General features: G+C 42.4%; 17 protein-coding genes, 3 pseudogenes and 1 other annotated feature. Of the genes and pseudogenes, 13 read left to right on the top strand and 7 right to left on the bottom strand.

The annotated features are described in order from the left end of the window. Positions 1 to 47: 47 nt before the first annotated feature. The 4 genes from guaB (at position 48) to recJ (ending at position 5,374) form a co-directional block, all read left to right on the top strand. Entirely contained in the window at positions 48 to 1,514 is a 1,467-nt protein-coding gene (gene guaB, locus FTT91_RS12280) for an IMP dehydrogenase (protein WP_004974257.1), read from the top strand. Positions 1,515 to 1,656: 142 nt separating this feature from the next. Next, positions 1,657 to 2,988, top strand: coding sequence for a phosphoglucosamine mutase (gene glmM, locus FTT91_RS12275; protein WP_178867818.1), 1,332 nt, complete (start codon positions 1,657 to 1,659; stop codon positions 2,986 to 2,988). 12 nt (positions 2,989 to 3,000) lie between these two features. After that, positions 3,001 to 3,657 carry a pyridoxamine 5'-phosphate oxidase gene (gene pdxH / locus FTT91_RS12270; RefSeq protein ID WP_180169546.1) on the top strand — a complete coding sequence of 219 codons (657 nt, stop codon included), beginning with the start codon at positions 3,001 to 3,003 and terminating at the stop codon, positions 3,655 to 3,657. A 13-nt stretch (positions 3,658 to 3,670) separates the two neighbouring features. Further along, positions 3,671 to 5,374, top strand: coding sequence for a single-stranded-DNA-specific exonuclease RecJ (gene recJ / locus FTT91_RS12265; RefSeq protein ID WP_180169545.1), 1,704 nt, complete (start codon positions 3,671 to 3,673; stop codon positions 5,372 to 5,374). Positions 5,375 to 5,432: 58 nt separating this feature from the next. Here recJ and FTT91_RS12260 read toward each other — a convergent pair whose 3' ends face one another. Both FTT91_RS12260 and FTT91_RS12255 read right to left on the bottom strand, forming a co-directional pair. Then, positions 5,433 to 6,173: a putative porin gene (locus FTT91_RS12260; protein WP_180169552.1), complete on the bottom strand. Its 741-nt coding sequence runs from the start codon at positions 6,171 to 6,173 to the stop codon at positions 5,433 to 5,435. 184 nt (positions 6,174 to 6,357) lie between these two features. Further along, a complete protein-coding gene (locus tag FTT91_RS12255) occupies positions 6,358 to 7,140 on the bottom strand; it encodes a putative porin (RefSeq protein WP_168381588.1) in 783 nt (260 codons plus the stop codon). 572 nt (positions 7,141 to 7,712) lie between these two features. On the opposite strand from FTT91_RS12255, the gene prfB reads away from it, so the two are divergent. The 5 genes from prfB (at position 7,713) to FTT91_RS12230 (ending at position 12,461) form a co-directional block, all read left to right on the top strand. Then, positions 7,713 to 8,808, top strand: a protein-coding gene (gene prfB, locus FTT91_RS12250) for a peptide chain release factor 2 (protein WP_180052213.1) whose coding sequence is annotated in 2 segments (ribosomal slippage) — positions 7,713 to 7,784 and positions 7,786 to 8,808 — 1,095 coding nt in all. Because the reading frame shifts where the segments join, the coding sequence is not laid out codon by codon here. Positions 8,809 to 8,965: 157 nt separating this feature from the next. Beyond that, positions 8,966 to 9,265: a helix-turn-helix transcriptional regulator gene (locus FTT91_RS12245; RefSeq protein WP_168417728.1), complete on the top strand. Its 300-nt coding sequence runs from the start codon at positions 8,966 to 8,968 to the stop codon at positions 9,263 to 9,265. Positions 9,266 to 9,299: 34 nt separating this feature from the next. Further along, positions 9,300 to 10,379 (top strand): alkene reductase, encoded by a 1,080-nt coding sequence (locus tag FTT91_RS12240; RefSeq protein ID WP_180169544.1) that lies wholly within the window; start codon positions 9,300 to 9,302, stop codon positions 10,377 to 10,379. An 85-nt stretch (positions 10,380 to 10,464) separates the two neighbouring features. Further along, the gene (locus FTT91_RS12235; RefSeq protein WP_180169543.1) at positions 10,465 to 11,745 is read left to right on the top strand and encodes a 3-deoxy-D-manno-octulosonic acid transferase; all 1,281 of its coding nucleotides are present in this window, start codon (positions 10,465 to 10,467) and stop codon (positions 11,743 to 11,745) included. Between the two features lie 2 nt (positions 11,746 to 11,747). Continuing rightward, positions 11,748 to 12,461 (top strand): 16S rRNA (uracil(1498)-N(3))-methyltransferase, encoded by a 714-nt coding sequence (locus FTT91_RS12230; protein ID WP_104852714.1) that lies wholly within the window; start codon positions 11,748 to 11,750, stop codon positions 12,459 to 12,461. Here FTT91_RS12230 and FTT91_RS12225 read toward each other — a convergent pair. Further along, the gene (locus FTT91_RS12225) at positions 12,435 to 13,421 is read right to left on the bottom strand and encodes a mechanosensitive ion channel family protein (protein ID WP_180169542.1); all 987 of its coding nucleotides are present in this window, start codon (positions 13,419 to 13,421) and stop codon (positions 12,435 to 12,437) included. The two genes, FTT91_RS12230 and FTT91_RS12225, sit on opposite strands and share 27 nt — an antisense overlap. A 469-nt stretch (positions 13,422 to 13,890) precedes the next feature. On the opposite strand from FTT91_RS12225, the gene acs reads away from it, so the two are divergent. The 4 genes and pseudogenes from acs (at position 13,891) to FTT91_RS12205 (ending at position 19,112) form a co-directional block, all read left to right on the top strand. Continuing rightward, positions 13,891 to 15,834 (top strand): acetate--CoA ligase, encoded by a 1,944-nt coding sequence (gene acs, locus FTT91_RS12220; RefSeq protein ID WP_104852713.1) that lies wholly within the window; start codon positions 13,891 to 13,893, stop codon positions 15,832 to 15,834. A 192-nt stretch (positions 15,835 to 16,026) separates the two neighbouring features. Next, the gene (locus FTT91_RS12215; RefSeq protein WP_180169541.1) at positions 16,027 to 17,487 is read left to right on the top strand and encodes a DUF3375 domain-containing protein; all 1,461 of its coding nucleotides are present in this window, start codon (positions 16,027 to 16,029) and stop codon (positions 17,485 to 17,487) included. 10 nt (positions 17,488 to 17,497) lie between these two features. Continuing rightward, positions 17,498 to 17,866 carry a hypothetical protein gene (locus FTT91_RS12210; protein WP_180169540.1) on the top strand — a complete coding sequence of 123 codons (369 nt, stop codon included), beginning with the start codon at positions 17,498 to 17,500 and terminating at the stop codon, positions 17,864 to 17,866. 12 nt (positions 17,867 to 17,878) lie between these two features. Continuing rightward, a pseudogene (locus FTT91_RS12205) lies at positions 17,879 to 19,112 on the top strand (IS3 family transposase). Beyond that, positions 18,154 to 18,270 (top strand) — a sequence feature (AL1L pseudoknot). It overlaps the preceding pseudogene by 117 nt. A gap of 172 nt (positions 19,113 to 19,284) precedes the next feature. Here the strand turns inward: FTT91_RS12205 and FTT91_RS12200 are convergent. The 4 genes and pseudogenes from FTT91_RS12200 to FTT91_RS12185 all read right to left on the bottom strand — a co-directional run. Beyond that, positions 19,285 to 20,544, bottom strand: a complete 1,260-nt coding sequence (locus FTT91_RS12200) for a type II toxin-antitoxin system HipA family toxin (protein ID WP_180169539.1) — start codon at positions 20,542 to 20,544, stop codon at positions 19,285 to 19,287. A gap of 4 nt (positions 20,545 to 20,548) precedes the next feature. Then, positions 20,549 to 20,851, bottom strand: coding sequence for a helix-turn-helix transcriptional regulator (locus FTT91_RS12195; protein WP_070153706.1), 303 nt, complete (start codon positions 20,849 to 20,851; stop codon positions 20,549 to 20,551). Between the two features lie 570 nt (positions 20,852 to 21,421). Next, a pseudogene (locus FTT91_RS12190) lies at positions 21,422 to 21,613 on the bottom strand (VF530 family DNA-binding protein). Positions 21,614 to 21,734: 121 nt separating this feature from the next. Beyond that, positions 21,735 to 21,809: pseudogene (locus FTT91_RS12185) on the bottom strand (IS6 family transposase); the annotation flags it as partial.

The following is a 21,809-nucleotide window of genomic DNA, read 5'->3' as shown; positions in this document are numbered from 1 at the left end:
CCCAGATTTGTTTATAATGGCTCACGGAAATTACCAGTGAGACTGTTATGCTGACCATCGTTCAAGAAGCGTTAACCTTCGATGATGTCTTATTACTCCCTGCCTATTCTACTGTTCTCCCAAAAGATGTCTCCTTAAAGACACGTTTTACGCGCGGCATTGACCTGAATATTCCTTTGGTTTCAGCAGCAATGGATACGGTGACTGAATCTCGTATGGCAATTGCGATGGCGCAAAACGGTGGTATTGGTATTTTGCATAAAAACATGGACATCGTTGCGCAAGCAGCCGAAGTGCGCCGTGTGAAAAAATTTGAAGCGGGTATGGTGAAAGACCCGATTACCGTAACGCCAGAAACTACAGTACGTGAATTGATTGCGCTGACTCAAGCCAATAATATTAGCGGTGTACCTGTGGTAAAAGATGGCAAAGTTGTCGGTATTGTGACAGGACGTGATACACGTTTTGAAACCAACCTTGAGCAACCTGTCAGCAACATCATGACAGGTCAAGATCGTTTAGTGACAGTACGCGAAGACGAATCTAAAGAAAACATTCAAGCTTTATTGCAACAGCATCGTATTGAAAAAGTCTTGGTGGTAAATGACCAGCAGGAATTAAAAGGCTTAATTACGGTCACTGATTTCCGTAAAGCAGAATTATATCCAAACAGCTGTAAAGATGACTTAGGTCGTTTACGTGTGGGTGCTGCAGTGGGTACAGGCGCAGAAACGCCAAGCCGTGTAGAAGCATTGGTTGAAGCAGGTGTCGATGCGATTGTGGTTGATACTGCACACGGTCACTCTGCAGGCGTAATTGAGCGTGTACGTTGGGTAAAAGCTAACTATCCACAAGTTCAAGTAATTGGCGGTAACATTGCAACTGGCGATGCTGCTTTGGCATTGTTAGATGCAGGCGCAGACGCAGTGAAAGTGGGGATTGGCCCAGGTTCAATCTGTACCACACGTATTGTGGCAGGTATTGGTATGCCGCAAATCTCTGCAATTGACGCTGTTGCCAATGCATTGAAAGAACAGATTCCATTAATTGCCGATGGTGGTATTCGCTTCTCTGGTGATATGGCCAAAGCGATTGGTGCAGGTGCAAGTACCATTATGGTCGGTTCATTGCTTGCAGGTACTGAAGAAGCACCGGGCGAAGTTGAATTCTTCCAAGGTCGTTACTACAAAGCATACCGTGGTATGGGTTCATTGGGTGCAATGGCGGGTGCAACAGGTTCTGCAGACCGTTATTTCCAAGACTCGAAAGCAGGTGCAGAAAAACTTGTACCAGAAGGCATTGAAGGTCGTGTACCGTACAAAGGCCCAATGGGCAACATCGTGCATCAGATGATGGGTGGTTTACGTTCATCTATGGGTTATACAGGTTCTTCAACTATTGAAGATCTACGCCAAAATGCTAAATTCGTGAAAATTACTGCAGCAGGTATGCAGGAATCTCACGTGCATGATGTGACGATTACTAAAGAAGCGCCGAACTATCGCGTTGGTTAATATGAACTATCGCGTTGGTTGATATTTAGTAGCATTTTCAAATAAAAGCCGTCATCAATGTGACGGCTTTTTCATTTTTGGTGTAAAGTAACTCGCAGTAAAAAAGTGATGATAAAGATCACCCCTAAGAAGTGAGAACAATATGAGTTATTTTGGTACAGACGGCATTCGAGGGAAGTTTGGAGAGTTACCAATTACACCTGAATTTGCATTAAAACTAGGTTTTGCAGCAGGTAAAGTTTTAAAAAAGCACACCAAAAAAAATAAACCTATTGTGGTATTGGGTAAAGATACACGTCTTTCAGGCTATATTTTAGAAGCAGCATTACAGGCAGGTTTAAATGCCGCAGGTGTCTATGTGCATTTGCTCGGTCCATTGCCTACGCCCGCTATTGCGCACTTAACCCGTGCCCTGCATGCCAGTTTAGGCATTGTGATTTCAGCATCGCATAATCCGTATTTTGATAACGGGATTAAATTTTTCTCGGGCGAAGGGAAAAAGCTGCCAGATGCCTTGCAAGAAGAAATTAACCAAGAATTGCAGCAAGAATTAAAAATTGATGATACGGCCAACTTGGGTAAAAGCGTTCGTGTTAAAGATGCCAATGGGCGTTACATCGAGTTTTGTAAATCGACCTTTCCATATCATTTAGATTTAAATGACCTCACCATTGTGGTCGATTGCGCCAATGGTGCTGCCTACAATGTTGGCCCTGCGGTATTCCGTGAATTAGGTGCGAAAGTGATTGCCATTCACAATGAGCCAAATGGTTTAAACATCAACGAAAATTGCGGCTCAACCCATCCTGAAAGTTTGCAAAAAGCAGTGCTTGAGCATCAGGCGGACTTGGGTGTTGCATTTGATGGTGATGCAGACCGTGTGATTTTGGTGGATAGTCAAGGCAAGCAAATTGATGGTGACCACATTTTATATATTCTTGCCACACAAGGCTCGAAAAAACCTGCAGGTATTGTTGGGACGTTAATGAGCAATATGGCGCTGGAATTAGCGTTGGAAAAAGCCCAAGTACCATTACTGCGTGCCAATGTCGGTGACCGTTACGTGCTACAAGGTCTGGAAGAAAATGGCTGGGTTATTGGTGGTGAGCCATCGGGGCATATTTTGACTTTGGACAAGAGCACTACAGGTGATGCAATTATTGCGGCTTTGCAAGTGTTAACGGTGATGGTCGAACAAAATAAAGCCCTGCATGAATTGGTGGCAGATTTTAAACTGTTGCCAAACGTGTTGGAAAATGTGCGCTTAGCAAATATGTTTGATCCGTATACTGTTCCTGCCTTAGTGGAAGAGTTTGACCGTGCCACGGAACAGCTGAAAGGTCGTGGACGTTTATTGATTCGTAAATCGGGCACTGAACCTGTGATTCGTGTCATGGTGGAAGGTGATGATTTGGCTGAAGTGAAGGCAATGGCGAAAGATTTAGCCGATGCTGTGCGTCGTCATGCCGTCTAAAGGGGGTAAATCGTGAGTGATTTAATTAAAGATTTAAGTGAGCTGCGTTTAAGTTACCAAAAAGGTGAATTGCTAGAAGCACAGGTCAGTGCCAATCCGCATATTCAGTTTTTGAATTGGTTTAACCACGCCTTAGAAGCCAAGCTACATGAACCCTATGCGATGTCATTGGCAACTGCCAATGCGCAAGGTCGTCCGCATGTGCGTACTGTATTGCTGCGCGGAGCCACCGAAGCAGGTTATGACTTTTATACCAATTATGACAGTCAAAAAGGGTTGGATTTAGCTGCCAATCCTTATGCTGAATTGTTATTTTACTGGCCTGAACTGGAACGTCAGATTCGTGTCAGCGGTTATGTCGAAAAAATTGATGAGCAAGAATCGACTGCGTATTATCACAAACGTCCACGTGACAACCAAATCGCTGCGCATATTAGCACTCCGCAAAGTGGTGTGATTGCCAGCCGTGAAGAACTACAGGCGCGTTTCCAAGACTTGCATGCCCGAGTGGGTGATCAATCTGAATTGCAAAAACCCGTATTTTGGGGCGGTTACCGCTTGCAGCCTGATTATTACGAATTTTGGCAAGGTCGTCCGAACCGTTTGCATGACCGCTTAGCTTATGAAAAAATTGAAGGTGAGTGGAAACTACAACGCTTGATGCCTTAAATGACTGGAAACTATGTCAAAAATTCTAATAAAACAAAGACCTTTACTTACACGCCCTGAAAACTTTCAGGGCGTCTCTACATTTGTTGCTCAAATTTTAGCGCGCCGTGGCGTTGCGTCTGAGCAGGAACTAGAACTTAAACTGAAGCACTTACTTGCTCCAAATATGAAAGGTCTACCTGACGCCATTCAGCTGATGGATCAAGCGATTGATCAGCAGAAAAAAATAGTGATTGTGGGCGATTACGATGCCGATGGCGCGACCAGTACCACACTTATGGTTTTGGCATTGCGCGAAATGGGCGCACACGTGCAGTATTTAGTACCTGACCGTTTTAAATATGGTTATGGCTTAACCCCCGCCATTGCCGATTTGGCTTTTGAGCGTTATACGCCTGATGTATTAATTACGGTAGATAACGGCATTTCCAGTCATGCAGGCGTGGAACGTGCGCAAGCTTTGGGGATGCAGGTCATCATCACCGATCACCACCTCACCACAAAAGCCACCCCAAATGCAGAGGCTGTGGTCAATCCGAATCAATTGGGTTGTGATTTCCCAAGTAAAGCCTTGGCAGGTGTGGGCGTGGCATTTTATCTGTTGGCGAACTTATCCAGTCAACGAAAAAAACAGGGCAAATCTGCTGCAAATTTGACTCAATATTTAGATTTGGTGGCTTTGGGCACCTATGCCGATGTCGCCAGTCTAGATTATAACAACCGTATTTTGGTGGATGCAGGCTTAAAACGGATACAGCAGAATTTATGCCGTCTGGGGATTAGTGCATTGCTGGATTTGGCAGGACGTGAACCCGCACAGCTTAAAGCACAAGATTTGGGCTTTGTCTTGGGACCACGTATTAATGCCGCAGGGCGCATGGAAACCATGGACATTGGAATCGAGTGTTTACTGGCAGCGGATATGCAAAGTGCCTATGCTTTGGCGTGTCAGTTAAATGCTTTGAATCAGGAACGTCGTCAGGTTGAAGGGCAAATTAAACAGGATGCACTGGCAGAATTGGAAAAGCTGCAGTTAGATCAAAGTGATTTACCGCATGCTTTGATTATGTTTGAAGAACATTGGCATCAAGGCGTGATTGGAATTGTCGCAGGACGTTTAAAAGAGCAGTTCCATCGCCCTGCGATTGTATTTGCTGCCGATGAAGATGGTGAGCATATTAAAGGCTCTGCCCGTTCAATTGAGGGGATTCACATACGTGACACTATAGAATTGGTTGCAGAACAATATCCACACTTGGTTAGTCATTTTGGTGGGCATGCGGCTGCGGCAGGTTTGACCATTAAAAAGGCGCACTTTGCAGAATTTAAACAGGTCTTTGAACAGATCATTGCGCAAATGGATGCGGATTTATTTCATGCTGTGCTATGGACAGATGGTGAATTGCCGCAAGAAGCTTTTGATTTACACACGGTAGATTTATTACAGCATTTGGCGCCGTGGGGACAAAAGTTTCCGCAGCCTGTGTTTGAGGGACGGTTTAAAGTGGTTGATTTTAGATGGTTGAAGGACAGTCATTTAAAATTGCGTTTGGCATTGGACAATGGGCAAGTGGTTGATGCGATTGCGTTTGGTGCTAAAGATAAATTTGAATTTAACCCGATGCGGGATGATGTGCGTTTGGTTTATGAGTTAGAGCGCAATGTGTTTAATGGCAATGTGAGTTTGCAGTTGCAGATTGTGCATTTGGAGCAGTAATCCAAATAAAAAAATCCGCTCAAATTTGAGCGGATTTTTTTGCTTTTAATGTAAGGGATTAGAAGCGATAAGCAGCACGAAGACCGAAGACATTTGCATTTTCTTCAAAGTCAATAGAGCCTTCTAGGCTGACTTGTTGATTGAAGAATTTTTTAGCACGAATTTGGAAGGTATCATCTTCACCGTCATCGGTATAACCGAGGCCAATGCTAAATGTTTTGTCTAGATATAGATCTGTACCTAGAGTGAACATTTCATCATCAGCAAAAACAACACCACCCTCAAAGTTCATGTCATATGCACCGACTTGAGTAACGTATTTAGCACGTAAAGTTGCATCGGTATTATCAGCTTCATCGTTATCAAAGCCTACGATACCTGCTGCAATGAGTAAACCAGAAACTGGAAGATAACCTAACTCAGCTGTATAGTTTGTTGTATCAAAATCAAAGCCATCAAATTCAACTGTAGTTTGACCAATGCCAGCACTTACATAGAAGTCTGTATTTGGAACAAAATATTCCACGCCGATACCAAAAGAAGTACTCTCAGCTACATCAAAATCAATATAACTAATCTCAGCATTAACGTTGCTTGCACGATTTAAAAAGGCAGCTTCATTTAATGGTGAGTTCTTCACTTGAACTGGATTAAAGTAAAAAGTCCCATCAAGCGCAAAACCTGTAGAAGTATCTGCATTTTCATAATCAGGATCAATCACTAAAAGTGATCCACCAATTTCAGCTTGATACGCATGAGCTGTACTTAAACCAGCAAGAAGAGCAGTTGCAACTGCAATTTTTTAAACATTATTGAGATTCCCTCTGTTGTAGAAATATGACTGTTTTGTTACAGTTGTTGCTGATTGTACGGAAAATAAACATACAGTCAATGCACTATTTCTACCTAACTGCTTTATTTTAGTGCACAAAAAAGCACCCTTCCGAAGAAGAGTGCTGTTTGAGTATGTAATTAGGCTAAACTTAGAAGCGATATTTTGCAGCGACACCAAAGCGGTTATAGTCATTGTTGCCAACTTCACCAAAGCCAACACGGCCTTCGAGGCTGATTTGCGGGGTAAAGAATTTACGTGCATTAATACCAAATTCGTTAGTATCACCGTAGTCACGATCTTTACTGTAGTAGTCTACACCTAGACTTAAGGTTTTATCGATGAAGTAATCTGCCGCAAGATTATATTCGTCTAAATCACCAAAACCTGCGCCTGCTTCTAAGTTGATATCTTTACCATTGCTTAGAGAAGTGACATATTTAGCGCGAAGCGTAGGATCGACACCGTCGTCATAATCGTTGTCGTAGCCTTTTAGACCTGCAGCAATTAATAAACCTGGTGCGGGTAAATAACCGACTTCAGCGCCATAAACAGTCTCATCAAAATCGCCACCGCGGTCAAATTTCATATCGTCGCGACCAACATTACCACTCACATAGAAATCTGAGTTAGGAATGTAAACTTCAGCACCTACGCCGTAACGATGACGTTCATCATTACCGACTTCGTCATATTGGTATTTGGCATTTACGTTGCTAGCACGATCAAGGAACGCTGCTTCTGCCAAAGGTGCATTACGGGTTTGTACAGGGTTAAAGTAATAAGTACCATCTACACCGAATGAACCGCTTGAACTGCCGTTGTCTGGATCAATCAATCCTGCTGATGCACCAATTTCAGCTTGGTATGCGTTCGCAGTACCAGTGATAGCCAAAGCTGAAAGTAGGGCTGATGCGATTGCTAATTTTTTCATGGAAAGTACCCCTCTGAAATCTGGTTAACAGTTAAACTTTTTGTTACAACTTTTAGTCTAGGCGAAAAAAAATCAGCGTCAATCAAAGGAAAGTTACCGCTTTGTTACAAGCGTAAATTTGTGTAATATTTTGAGTTTAAGTGATTGAAATAAAAATGAAATAATTAAATGTTTTGTTTTATTAAAACTATGTGTATTTTGTGAATTTTACTAAAGTTGATCATTAAATCATCAAACTTGTTTCATCTTTGTTTTATTTTGGCGGGTTGAAGCAATTACCATACACCACTTTTTAAGCATGTTTTCAGCTGAATGTGTCAGGCAAAACATTAGCGCGATAGATCAGCCATTAAGATAAACATACGTGTTAATCGGGCATGCTATTTTAGGTTGGCTATCATCAGGCTTTCACTTTAAAAGTTGAAAGTAATCTTTATTTTTAACCACATTTAGCATTCAACCTATAAAAGCTGAAAAGTTATGCTGGAATTTACAGCAGGGTAGAAATGCTAGAACAGGTCTGTGCTACAATTATCAGCTAATAAGCTTCATTGTTAATTGAGAGAATTTACGTGGAAATTAATCCTTATCTAAACCAATTAAAAGACTTGAACGAACGTGGTCAAATACTACGGGGGTATCTTTGACTACGATCTGAAAAAAGAGCGTTTAGAAGAGGTTCTCCGCGAGTTAGAAGATCCTGCAATCTGGAATGATCAAAGTCGTGCGCAAGCCATGGCCAAAGAAAAGGGCGAGCTTGAAAACGTGATTCATGTTCTAGAAGGTTTGGCGACCCAGTTAGAAGATGCCCAAGCCATGCTGGATTTAGCCGTTGAAGCCGATGATGAAGATTTATTGGTGGATGTGCAGTCTGAATTGACTTCTGCAGAAGAAGAACTGGCGAAATTAGAATTCCGCCGTATGTTCAGCAATCCAATGGATCCAAACCCATGCTATGTCGAAATTCAGGCAGGTTCGGGTGGTACAGAAGCGCAAGACTGGGCATCTATGTTGCTGCGTATGTATATGCGCTGGATTGAACGCCATGGCTTTAAAGCAGAATTGATGGAAGAGTCAGATGGCGATGTGGCAGGGATTAAATCTGCAACCATTCGTGTAGAAGGTGAGTATGCCTATGGTTGGTTGCGTACTGAATCAGGCGTACATCGTTTAGTGCGTAAGTCACCATTTGACTCGGGTAACCGTCGTCATACGTCATTTTCTGCAGTGTTTGTTTCACCAGAAGTGGATGACAACATTGAAATTGATATTAACCCTGCCGATGTTCGTACTGATACTTACCGTGCTTCAGGTGCGGGTGGTCAGCACATTAACAAAACCGACTCTGCGGTACGTTTAACCCACGCACCTACAGGCATTGTGGTGGCATGTCAGAACCAGCGTTCACAACACGCCAACCGTGACCATGCGTGGAAACAATTACGTGCCAAGTTGTATGAATTGGAAATGAGTAAACGTAACGAAGCCGCGCAAGCTTTAGAAGACTCTAAGTCTGATATTGGTTGGGGCAGCCAAATTCGCTCTTATGTATTGGATGATTCACGTATTAAAGACTTACGTACAGGCGTGGAAACCTCAAATACAGGTGCAGTTTTAGATGGTGATTTAGATAAGTTTATTGAAGCCAGTTTAAAACAGGGTCTATAAGTTACGGTCTGAAAGATCACAATAAGCCTGCCCAATTCAGTTGAGTTGCTTAAAAATTTATATAAATCGTAAAAAAACGATATTAATATCGAAAAAATACGATATATTAAAAGCAGCTGCTGAATTGGGCTTATATTTACGAATATGTGTCTGAATGATGGATGTCGATTTAATATTTAAAGCCTTAGCCAATCCTACCCGTCGGCAAATTTTAGAATGGTTAAAAGCACCAGACCAATTTTTGTCGGTAGAAGAGTGTGGCGACTTTAAGCGTGGCGTATGTGCGGGACACATTGAGCGTTTGGGCAAGGTGTCGCAATCGACCATGTCAAATCATTTATCGGTACTGCAACAGGCAGGCCTTATTCGTGCAGAAAAGTATGGGCAATGGTCGTATTTTTCTCGTAATGAAGCACTGATTCAGCAATACATCGAATATTTAAAACACTCACTCTAAACAGTCGCATGTTGCAGTGAGTCATGAGGCAATGATGGCTGAATTAAACTCTCCTTTGGTTTTGGGTGATCTTCATCTTAAAAACCGTGTAGTGATGGCACCTTTAACCCGCAGTCGTGCCAGCGATGACCGTGTACCTACGCCAATGATGGCGGAATATTATGCACAGCGTGCCAGTGCAGGTTTGATTCTTTCAGAAGCAACGGTAATTTCTGAAGAAGCCAATGGTTATTTCAATACCCCAGGTCTATTTACAGATGCACAAGTACAAGGCTGGAAATTGGTGACCGATGCGGTGCATGCCAAAGATGGTCTGATTGTCGCGCAATTGTGGCATGTGGGGCGGGTATCCCATCCTGATTTGCTGAAGGGTGAAACACCTGTTTCGGCAAGTGCTGTGCAACAAGCTGGTCATGTCAGTTTGTTACGTCCAAAGCGTCCTTATGTATTACCACGTGCTTTGGAAATTTCAGAAATTCATGCCATTACCGAGCAATATAAACAAGCCGCGATCCGTGCCAAAGAGGCTGGTTTTGATGGTGTAGAGCTGCATGCGGCCAATGGTTACCTGATTGACCAATTCCTACAAAGTAAAACCAACCAACGTGAAGATGAATATGGCGGTGCTGTGGAAAATCGCGCACGTTTCTTGTTGGAAGTTGTAGATGCCTTGATAGAAGTATGGGGCGCAGGTCGTGTCGGTGTGCATTTAGCACCACGTGGCGATGAACATGACATGGGGGATGATGATCCACGTGAAACCTTTGGCTATGTGATGCAGCAATTGGGTCAGCGCAAAATCGCCTTTTTCTTTACCCGTGAATATTTGGCTGAAGACAGCATTTCCGAAGAAATGAAAGCACGTTCAGGCGGTGTGCCATACATTGCCAACATGCGTTTAAGCCGTGCCGATGCGGTGGAATTATTGGCATCAGGCAAGGCCGATGCAGTGTCGTTTGGTAAGGCTTATATTGCTAACCCAGACTTATATGAGCGTTTACTGGCAGATGCTCCTTTAAATGAACTCAAACTGGAAACTATGATTGGTACTGCTGTTGCAGAAGGCTATATCGATTATCCAACTTTGGCTGAAACACAACAATCTGTAGAATAAAAGCCCGTACAGCGCCACATACGATTAACATGCGTGTGTGGCTCTGTTATATTTTGCCGACAGTCTTTCTTTTGGGGCGCATCTTTTGGCTACTCCATTTTGGTATAACGCAGCTTTAACCCTGCTAAAACCGATTTATCAGTCACGTATTCGTAAACGTGCCGAACATCCTGAGCAATTACAACAAGAACTGCTTGAGCGTTTTGGCCCATTTCAGCCCGCTAAAAATTTACATGCCATTTGGTTTCATGTGGTGTCGGTAGGTGAAACCAACGCTGCACAACCATTAATTGAATATTATTTAAAATCAGGTCACCCTGTTTTAGTCACCAATACCACCAAAACAGGGCAGGCACGCGCCAAATCATTATTTTTAAAAGCACCGTATTTAGATTTATTTCAAGCTGTGTATTTACCTGCCGATCAGGTACATTTAATTCGTGAGTTTTATCAGAAATATCAGCCTAAATTATTGGCACTGGTCGAAACAGAATTATGGCCTAATTTGATTGATCAGGCGCAGCATTTTCAAGTCCCGTGTTTGTTGATTAATGCGCGGCTTTCGGAAAAATCGGCCAAAGGCTATGCCAAAGTTAAAGGATTGACTCGTGGCATGTTGCAAAAATTGCAGCAACTTTTGGCGCAAGACCCTGCCACACAGCAGCGTTTTATTGCATTGGGGATGCCTGCCGAGCGTACAAAAGTGGTGGGTAATATTAAATTTGATATTACTGCACCAGAAGATTTTGTAGAGCAAGCCGCGCAGTTGCAACAGACATGGCAATTGGTACATCGCAAAATTATTACCCTTGCCAGTACCCATGCGCCTGAAGAACAGCAATTATTGACTGCACTGAAACCTTATTTCGCACAGCATCCTGAACTGTTATGTATTGTTGTGCCGCGCCATCCAGAGCGTTTTGATGAAGTGGCTATGCAGGTACAAAAACTGCAACTTAATATGCAGCGCCGTAGCTTGGCTGAAGCGATTCAACCTGAAACACAAGTGTATTTAGCCGATAGCATGGGTGAAATGTGGTTGTGGTACGCCTTAAGTCAGGCCTGTTATGTCGGTGGTTCGCTGAATGAACCTGGCGGTGGGCATAATATTTTAGAGCCTTTGGCCTTAAATGTCGCCACGGTATTGGGCAAAAATTATTTTAACTTCCAAAGTATTGTGGATGAGTTTGTTGCAGCAGAAGCCGTGTATGTGGTCGAAAATGCTGAACAAGCTGTAAATACGTTAACGCAATTGTTGTTTGAACCTGCGTTACGTGCACAGCTGAATCAAAATGCTCAAGTGATTATGTATAAAAATCGTGGCTCTTTAACTGAGCATATTCACGTGATGAATCAGTATCTTTAAATATGAATATCGTTTTGCTTGACCCTCGGCAGACCACAAATGAAGTGTGGTCTATTAGCACCCAGCGGCAAGTGCAGCATTTGCATACGCATGTTGGTGTGCAAGTCGGTGACAGCTTAAAAGTCGGGATTCGTGGTGGCAAGCGTTATTTGACCGAAGTGGTGGAAGTCAGCGAGCAGCGAATTCAAGTCAAAGCCCTGCATGAAGAAGCTGTCCCAAAAAAACTGCCTGTGACCCTGATTGTGGCTTTGCCGCGCCCCAAAGTATTGCGTCGTTTAATTATGGATAGCGTGACGTTAGGTGTGGAAAAAATTATTTTACTGCACAGCTATCGGGTTGATAAAAGCTATTGGCAAACGCCATTTTTGCAGCAGCTCGATCAATATGTAACTTTGGGCTTGGAACAAGCAGGCGATACCATTGCACCTGAGATCCAACTTTATAAACGCTTTAAACCCTTTGTGGAAGATGTTTTGCCCGGTTTGATTTCTGCCGATTGTTCTGCTTATGTGGCGCATCCTTATACCGATCAAGCTATGCCACATGCCATCCAACATCCATGCAGTATTGTGATTGGCCCAGAAGGTGGATTTATTCCCTACGAAATTGATTTGCTCGAAAAAAACGGCTGCCAAGCGCGGCACTTGGGCAACCGTATTATTCGTACTGAAACTGTGATTGCTTATGTTTTAGGGCGTTTGTTTAGTGCGGGCTGAATCATCTTCATTGACTGCTGCATCACCACGATAAACTTTCACTTCCTGCACAGGATAAGGAATCGAAATGTGATGTTCGGCAAAAGCGGCAATTACCCGTTCTTGCACTTCACTGATGGATGCTGAAGTGGTGGTTTCGGTGGTATTGACCCACCAACGCACATTTAAATTAATCGAAAAATCGGCCAAGGCAGTGACATTGACGCTAAATGCAGGTTGGCTCAAGATTTTTATGTCACGGTCTAAAATGGCCAAAATAATATCTTTGGCTTTTTGTACGTCATCTTCATAACCAATACCGACCACAAACTCGCAACGACGACGGGTATAAGCCGTATTGACCGTCACGGCACTGGTATACACCGTAGCATTTGGAATCACGATGCGACGTCCATCGGGAGAGCGCAGGAAGGTGGCACGAATCTGAATATCTTCTACCGTACCTTCCATATTATTTACGATAATGTCATCACCAATTTTAAATGGCTCACCAATCAAAATCAGCACACCCGATAATAAATTCTGGAAAATATCTTTAAAAGCAAAACCAATTGCAACAGAGCCTAGACCCAAAGCACTCATCAGTTGGCTTGGGGTAAAACCCGGAATTGCAATCACCATCGCAATCAGAAAACCAAAGAAAATAATTGCGGAACTACCGACCCGATTCAGCACCAAAACCAGATTTTGTCGGGTATAGGAACGATTGTTTAGGGTCTTGCGGACAAACCATTTAAACACACGGGCAAGCAGCCAAAACAGAATCAGCACCACGGCTGCAATCATTAAATACGGCACACGCTCCCAAAATCCTTCCATAATTTTGTCGATGGTTGAATAGGCGTCATTGTACTTCGCTGTATGATTGATCACGGTTTGCGTAGTTTTTTCAGTGGCCTCATGCAACAGTTGACTGGTATTTTCAGAAACTTCACTGAGTGAGGGTTTGGATTCTGCCACGATAATTCCGAATTCAAAATGAAGCGACTATTTTGCCTGAAAAACTCAATTTGGTTAATGCAGCGATGCTTACTTGCGAGTATTTTAGACAACTTGGATAGAAGTGATGAGCGTACTATTTTGTAGCATTTAAACTGCGAGTTGTATGTGGTTTTATCTGTAAGACAGGGTCGCAGGTATGAATGATTGGCTGCGTAAAAAAATGTTAATACTCGCGATTATTGGACGATATTTTCTTTAAAAATAATGCAATGCGCAGTACAGTGGAATGTAAACCTGAAAAGTATGAATGCAAGGACATGGCATTCGATCAACGCTTTGGCATGCTATTTTTTGTATAAAACTTATGCGACTAAAGCCGAATGGTGAGCCATAAAAAAGAAAGTTCATACTGTAAATGTGCAGAAATAATAATCAATAACGTGGCATACATCTCGTGAGAGATGCAAGAACATCAAGGAAGTAGCAGATGAAAGACGTATATCCTGTTCCAGATGAATTTAAAAAGACTGCCCGCACCACTGAGGCAGAATATTTTCAACGCTATCAACAATCTATAGATGACCCTGATACTTATTGGGCAGAGCAAGCCCAACGCTTAGATTGGATTAAACCTTTTACTCAAGTCAAAAATACCAACTTTGACCCCGAGCATTTTAAAATTGAATGGTTTGCCGATGGGCAACTGAATGTCAGTGCCAATTGCTTAGACCGTCATTTAAAAGAACATCCGCATAAACCTGCAATTATTTGGGAAGGAGATCATCCTTCTCGACATAAAGTGGTTTCTTTTGCTTCTTTGCATGATGAAACCTGCCGTTTTGCCAACGTACTGAAAAAGAACGGGGTGCAAAAAGGAGATCGGGTGGTGCTGTACATGCCGATGGTTTCCGAAGCTGCGATTGCCATGCTGGCCTGCGCGCGGATTGGTGCAGTGCATTGTGTGGTTTTTGGTGGTTTTTCTCCCGATGCTTTGGCTAGCCGAATTGAAGATTGTCAGGCCAAGTTAATTGTCACTGCCGACTCGGCCATGCGTGGTGGTAAGCCAATTTATTTAAAAGCCAATGTTGATGCCGCTCTAAAAGTAGCAGGTACTGACTGTGTGCAAAATGTGATTGTGGTGCATCGTACAGGCAATCCGATTGAGATGTTGCCTGAACGCGACTTGTGGTATCACATGGAAATTATGTCGGTGAATGATATCTGCCCACCCGAGCCGATGAATGCCGAAGATCCACTATTTATTTTATATACCTCGGGTTCGACTGGAAAACCCAAAGGTGTTTTGCATACCACAGGCGGTTATTTGACCTATGTGAATAGCACGTTCCGAGAAGTCTTTGACCTGAAACAGGATGATGTGTTTTGGTGTACCGCAGATGTAGGCTGGATTACAGGGCATTCTTATGTCTTATACGGGCCATTGTCGAATGGTACATCTACCGTGATGTTTGAAGGGGTGCCGAACTATCCAAGCTGGGCGCGCACAGGGCATATTGTCGATAAACACAACATCACCATTTTATATACTGCACCGACTGCCATTCGCGCCATGATGCGGGAGGGAGATCGTTTTGTACGTGAAAGTGACCGCAGCAGCTTGCGTTTACTCGGTTCAGTCGGTGAGCCGATTAATCCCGAAGCGTGGAACTGGTATTACAACGTGGTAGGCGAAGGACGTTGCCCAATTGTAGATACATGGTGGCAAACCGAAACAGGGGGCATATTAATTTCAGCATTGCCTGGTGCAACGCCACTGAAACCCGGTTCGGCAACCCGCCCATTATTTGGCGTGCAACCTGCTATTGTCGATGCCGAAGGTAATGAACTGGAAGGCGCGACCGAAGGCAATTTAATTATGAAAGATTCATGGCCAGGGCAAATGCGCGGTATTTGGGGCGACCCTGCACGTTTTATTGAAGCGTATTTTTCGACCTATCCGGGTGCGTATTTTACAGGAGATGGTGCACGCCGTGATGAAGATGGCTATTACTGGATTACAGGGCGTGTGGATGATGTCTTGAATATTTCGGGGCACCGTTTAGGTACTGCGGAAATTGAAAGTGCCCTAGTAGCGCATGAAGCTGTGGCTGAAGCGGCAGTGGTGGGTATGCCCCATGAGATTAAAGGACAGGGGATTTGCACCTTTGTAACTTTGCAAGTTGGTACACCCGAGTCAGAGGAATTGCGTGAAGAATTAGTCAATTGGGTTCGCAAAATTTTGGGGCCTGTGGCAACGCCTGATGCGCTGCATTGGGCACCTGCTTTACCTAAAACCCGCTCAGGTAAAATCATGCGCCGTATTTTGCGGAAAATTGCAGCGAATGAATTGGATAGTTTAGGAGATACTTCGACTTTGGCTGAGCCGCAAGTGGTGGAGCATTTGATTGCAACGGTGTATGGGGAGAGGTAGGTTAAGGTTGCTGTCACTGTACACAAAGAAGTTAGATAAGGTTTGTTTTTTATTTTTTTCGATGAAGTAAGGTGATTGTTTATATCATCTTACTTTATGCGACAACTCGTGTCGTCTTGCTTGGTAATTTGCTTGGGTGATTAAAAAATAACTGTAGAATAAATAACCATCATACAGATGATGTGGAATGGCATGAATATTCTAGGGTTACAGGCCAAGTATCGGCGTTTATATCATGAAAACTCAATTTGGAAATTATTAAGAGCAGATAACGCACCACATATTTTAGCGTTCATTGTTGACTTATTTGCAGAACAAAATGAAGTCCCTTATGGCCGTGCAAGAAATGTCTTGGATGAGTTGATTAAATCTAGTCGTGAGCAGGGTATTTGGCAGACAGAAAATAATGCAGCGCATTATTTAAATCATTGGATTCATTCAGGCTGGCTCAGAGAAATAGATGGCAAGCTGAGTAAAACGGATATTAGCGAAACCGTATTACGTTTTTGTCAGGGCTTGGATGAGCGAGCAACCCATACCACAGCATCACATTTAAGAATTGTGCAGGATGCGGTTCGTGATTTTGTGATCGCATTGAGTGAAAATATTGAAGAACGAGTGGAGTTGCTCGAACAAAAAAAATTAGTGATTCAAAATGAAATAGATGCTTTGTTGGCGGGTGTTGTTACACAATTAGAAGAATCAGAACAAAAAGAAAGAATACGAGAAATTTATCAACTTGCTTCCATTCTTACAGGCGATTTTAGACGGGTCGAAGATGAGATTCGTCTACGAGATAAAGAGTTGCGTCTAGATATGATTAGTGGTGCTTATTCACGTGGAGAAGTATTGCTGAGCTTAATGGAAAAAGAGCAGTTGCTTGCCCAAAGTGATGCAGGCAGTGCTTTTGATGGGTTTTGTCAATTACTTCAGGATCAAGATCGTTCTACTGAGTTTAGAGAGCAGTTACGCAGTATTTTGAATCATCCTATTGCACAACAATTAAGCGAATCTCAACGTAAATATTTAGGTCAGTTAATGCGTGAGTTAGGACGCGAAAGTAGCCGAGTTTTCCAAGTCCGACGTCGTACAGAAGAAGGTTTGAGAGCTTATATTGAAAGTGGTGCAGCATTGGAAAACCGTTTGATTGATCAGTTGTTGTCGGAATTAGAAAAAAATGCAGTGGCATTGTTGGAATCGGAGTGTGATTTAAAAACAGAAGTACAAGTGGATTTAGCCGTGGGTTCCATCCAGCTGAATTCGCCTGAAAGTCTTGCTTTAAAAAGTCCCACAGAACATATGGATATACGTGAGGTCGAAGAGCAACAAAACAAGACTGAACCTAGTGATCAGATGCTGAAGTACTTAGACAATGTACGGGTTCGTGCTGTTGCTGAAAAAGTATATCAAACGCTCGCACAGAAAGGGGTGATGAGTATTGCCCACTTAACACATGAACATCCTTTACAAGCGGGGCTTGAAGAACTTGTTGCTTATTTGCGTATAGCAAAAGCCATTAAAGCACCACAAATGCAGCATACCGAGCAAGTTGAACTTAAGGATCGTTCAGGTGTGCATTTGCAGGCCAGTATTCCAGTGTATTACTTGAGTGCAGATTTATTTCCCAAAAATATAGATGAGCTGGCACTTTAAGGAGATCGAGATGCAATCAGAAAATAAGATACAACAGCATGACAACTTCTTTGAAATGGTACGCAGACCATCTTCAAATTCAGAGAAAAATATAGAAATCCAAGCTAATCAGCCTGTAGAAGATTCGTTTCCTACAACTGGGGCAGAGGAACAACATGCAGATAATCAAACAGAGATGGAGCATACTCAGGATCGTGATACAGATGCGCTTATGCCACATGCAGCCCGACGCGTATTGGTCTATCTCATGCGTCAAGGGGTTATTCTTGCAGCAGAAAACTTAAAACTTTTTGATTTATTGTGCCGATATGAAGCGGAAATTCGTAGACATTTGGCAGAGGTGAACCGTACCGGGTTTGTCGGAGACCAACTTTCTTGAGAGAATGTTCCAATGACAAAACCAAAATATACCCCTGAAATCAGAGAAAGAGCGGTTCAATTATTGATTGAATCCGAAAAAGATTATCCTTCTACTTGGGCTGCAATCACAGCAATTGCTCCTAAGATAGGTTGTACTCCTGAAACACTACGTGTTTGGTATCAAAAATATTTAGATAAACAAAATCCAGTTAAAGTACAGCAGCTTTCAGACCAAGAACGTATCAAACAACTGGAACGCGAAAATAAAGAACTGCAACGTGCTAACGAAATTCTACGTAAAGCAGCCGCTTTTTTCGCCCAGGCGGAGCTCGACCGCCCACACAAATAATGGTGGATTTTATCCAGAACAATAAAGATCGATATGGTGTTGAAGCGATTTGTAGAATTTTACCGATTGCAGCTTCGACCTATTATCGGGCTTTAGATCTCGTTGATAACCCAGAACATCGAGCGAAACGTGCTCTGCATGATTTACATCATGCAGAGCAAATCAAACGTATTTGGAAAGAAAGTTTAGGTCGATATGGTGTGCGTAAGGTCTGGCAACAATTGAAACGTGAAGGTTATGTTATCGCACGTTGTACAGTTGCTCGATTGATGCAGAAGCTAGGTATACAAGGTGTTTGGCGTGGTAAGAATAAACAAACCACCCGTAGCCGAGAGGATCAAAAAAGAGCAGATGATTTAGTGAAACGTAATTTTAATGCTGATCATCCTGACCCTTGCGAAGCAGTGCTTCTCAGGTCAGTGACTTTACGTATATTCAAACTCATTCAGGCTGGGTCTATACCGCCTTTATTATTGATGTGTTCTCACGAGCAATTGTTGGATGGAAAGTATCGACACGGATGAATACAGATATGGTGCTCGATGCACTGGAGCAAGTATTGCATGATCGAGGCATGCCAAAGAACGTGATTCATCATAGTGACAGAGGCGTGCAATATCTTTCCATTCGTTATACCAATCGTTTAGAAGCAGCAAATTTACGAGCATCAGTCGGTACGACCGGTGATTCATACGATAATGCTTTGGCTGAAACGGTGAATGGCTTATACAAAACAGAGGTGATTGAATATTTAAAAGCGGATTGGCAAGGTTTAGCGGATGTACAACTTGCGACACTAAACTGGGTAGATTGGTTCAATAAAGAGCGTGTACACAGTGCACTGGGTTATGTATCACCTTTTGAGTTTGAAGCAATGTACTATGATAAGATTAACCCGTTAGGTCAGGTGGCCTAACTTAAATAAAAAAGTCTCCGACAAACACGGTACGGTTCACTTTGTCTGTTTATAATGACCAAAGCCCGCAGTGGATATACCATCTTGGGTTCGGGGTTTATCACTGATCTGTTATTGATTAAATTTTATATGTATTTCCAGATTGCTTTTGATTAAATCGGATGGTTTATATTCAATTCAATAAATGAATATTATGCTCAATCCTATTTTGGATCATTTGGAGAGTTTCAGATCTAATTTGTTCAGGTAATAGATCATGAGCAATCTTCGTAAATCGGCTGGCAACTTCGCAAATTGAGTTAATCATTTCATCAACCTCTTGAATAGAAAGCTCTGCTTCCTGAATGCCCAGTTTGACAATGGCAGACCGAGTAATATCCAGTGCTTCACCCATAATATCCATTTGATGATATCCACCTGGGCCTTCACAGAAAGTAACGTCGTAGGCTGGGGCGAGTTTCCATTGTCCATTTTGAGACATTAAAAACGAAAAGTTTTTGCAATGATCATCTCGATTATTGAACACCACATTGAAAACAGCGCGCTTGAATGCAATCGCTTTTTCGCGAATATCATTGGTACAAAAGTGTGTAGCACGAAGAAAGTTGCTGTAGTCTAAACTCCCAGGTGATTTAAAATCAGCCCCTGTAAAGGCAGCTAAACTTTGCATAGGGATGCGCATGCCATCGCAGCGGTCAAATCTTTTTGAGGCAAATGCAGTTAGGCCATTCGGAAGAGTGAAGTATTGGGTGTCTGGGGCGTCAATATGACAATGACGCAAACATTCTGCATAAACAGTTTCAATTGCACAAACTTCAGGATGCTCTTGCTGAGCGGGAAATTTGATCAGCCAAGCTTCATGTTGATGTGAGTGAACTGTTGAGAATTCATTAGTGACAGGATCACGATAAACAAGTGCTTTTGGCCTTGCACCTTGTGGAGACCCGCCCATAATTAATAAATGCTGTAAAAATTCGGCACCTTCTCCTTTGAGAACTTCCTGAACTTCTTGAGCGAGTCTTAGCAATGGAATATTTTCAGCTAATGTTAACTCGGATGCTGAAGGTTCAAAGGATAATGCCCCCATTGCATGTGTACTAATATACGTGAGGCGTTCTAAAGGCCCAACTCGTGCTGGATTAAGTCCATTTTTTTTAAATAAGCGATCCATCAGGAGCATGCCCCAGCCATCGGGTAAGGCATCGTATATAGGGCCTGGTAATCCCATTTGATGTGCAGGAAAGTTCTTTCTTAATGGGTCACCTTTTAGCGGAAGTAGGTAAGATGAAAGCTCTAAACCTTTACTAATTGCTTCTGCGCTGTATTCAAAAGCAATCAATGGTCGACCTGTGATTGCAGTTGAGGAAACTAGTGTGCCCCAAAGCCAATATTCGCCCCATCCATTGTAGTAAACATCAAGTTTTTTGAGCATGGATTCATTTCCTTTTGATACGTTGGCGAGCCGTATTACTCTCATAGCGGAGCATGTCATCTACACTATTTAAATGTGGTTTGAAAAGTTCCTCTAATTCTTTTAATCGGCCGAGCACCATGGCAACACGTACTAAATTTTCAAATGAAACATTTCGACCAGCTTCTAGATTAGATACAGTATTCACACCAATACCCGCACGCGCAGCAACATCTGCCTGAGTCATTTCCAGATAAAGACGTTCTTTACGAAGCCTCTCACATAATAAAGCAACAACTTCTTCAGGTTTTTTGAATATTAAATCCATAATATTGTGTTTTACATTGTGATATCACCATTAAAACACAAAAAAATGGATTTATGAAATTATGCCAGTTGGTCGATAATGAGATGCTTGATTGGCTGATGAGATTCTATTGGATTAAAGAAATCTAATGATTTTAATGCATTTATTTTTTGCAACTACCTACGAATATGTCGTATTTGGGGCCCGAAACTGTGAAATAAAAGATAATAAAGAAAGTATGATTGGGGATAACATAATATAAAATCAATAAAAAAGCCCCCATCTTTCGATGAGGGTTTTTTTGAATTTGGAGCGGGAAACGAGACTCGAACTCGCGACCCCAACCTTGGCAAGAGTCACCGACATAAAATGCACTAAATAACATAATTTGTACTTTAATAAACTCTATATATAACAGTTATATAGAGTTTTTATTTTGTGTGACGTAATTTAAAGTAGGGTGGGGTACTTTGATTTTTGGTCACTAATTTATTGTGATAATCAACAATAATAACCAACATACATATTCTTAATCTAAGAGTATTTTACTGACTGGTATAATTTTATGATGAGAGGGGGGGTTGCCTGAGGCTACGGTTTCTGTTTGGCCTTTTGACGAAAGACGTACAAATATAAGCTTTCTACTTTTTCACGTGCCTATGGTGTAGTACGCAAGAATCGTAATGATGATTTAACACTTGGGTTTATGCAAAAATATCTAATTTCAATTTTGCGACTTAAGTCTTCAAAGCCACCTTAGTAATCCAATAATTCATCCAAAATGTCAGCAAGTTTTTTGCCGTGGAGTGGCTGATTGGATCAATCGTATTTGGCAAAGGAAGCAATTATGACGGCACTGTTGCAAATAGAGATTTGAGTCGATGATGTTCCCTTTAAAAAGTACTTAGAGACCGAAAACCCTGTTGATTAGACACACTTCACCCTGAGGCTGACCATAATAAAATGACGATGCTTGTCC

The sequence above is a fragment of the Acinetobacter sp. YH12021 genome, assembly GCF_013420145.1.
Lineage (GTDB): Bacteria > Pseudomonadota > Gammaproteobacteria > Pseudomonadales > Moraxellaceae > Acinetobacter > Acinetobacter towneri.
Note: the sequence above shows the minus strand (reverse complement) of the source record. Positions and strands in the feature narration are given on the sequence as shown.

Excerpts from the sequence above, each read along its gene's own strand:
- guaB (WP_004974257.1), top strand. The coding sequence starts at position 48 with ATGCTGACCATCGTTCAAGAAGCGTTAACCTTCGATGATGTCTTATTA.
- FTT91_RS12200 (WP_180169539.1), bottom strand. The coding sequence starts at position 20,544 with ATGCTCAAAAAACTTGATGTTTACTACAATGGATGGGGCGAATATTGG.
- FTT91_RS12255 (WP_168381588.1), bottom strand. The coding sequence starts at position 7,140 with ATGAAAAAATTAGCAATCGCATCAGCCCTACTTTCAGCTTTGGCTATC.
- glmM (WP_178867818.1), top strand. The coding sequence starts at position 1,657 with ATGAGTTATTTTGGTACAGACGGCATTCGAGGGAAGTTTGGAGAGTTA.
- FTT91_RS12230 (WP_104852714.1), top strand. The coding sequence starts at position 11,748 with ATGAATATCGTTTTGCTTGACCCTCGGCAGACCACAAATGAAGTGTGG.
- FTT91_RS12210 (WP_180169540.1), top strand. The coding sequence starts at position 17,498 with ATGCAATCAGAAAATAAGATACAACAGCATGACAACTTCTTTGAAATG.
- FTT91_RS12245 (WP_168417728.1), top strand. The coding sequence starts at position 8,966 with ATGGATGTCGATTTAATATTTAAAGCCTTAGCCAATCCTACCCGTCGG.
- acs (WP_104852713.1), top strand. The coding sequence starts at position 13,891 with ATGAAAGACGTATATCCTGTTCCAGATGAATTTAAAAAGACTGCCCGC.
- FTT91_RS12195 (WP_070153706.1), bottom strand. The coding sequence starts at position 20,851 with ATGGATTTAATATTCAAAAAACCTGAAGAAGTTGTTGCTTTATTATGT.
- recJ (WP_180169545.1), top strand. The coding sequence starts at position 3,671 with ATGTCAAAAATTCTAATAAAACAAAGACCTTTACTTACACGCCCTGAA.
- FTT91_RS12240 (WP_180169544.1), top strand. The coding sequence starts at position 9,300 with ATGGCTGAATTAAACTCTCCTTTGGTTTTGGGTGATCTTCATCTTAAA.
- FTT91_RS12215 (WP_180169541.1), top strand. The coding sequence starts at position 16,027 with ATGAATATTCTAGGGTTACAGGCCAAGTATCGGCGTTTATATCATGAA.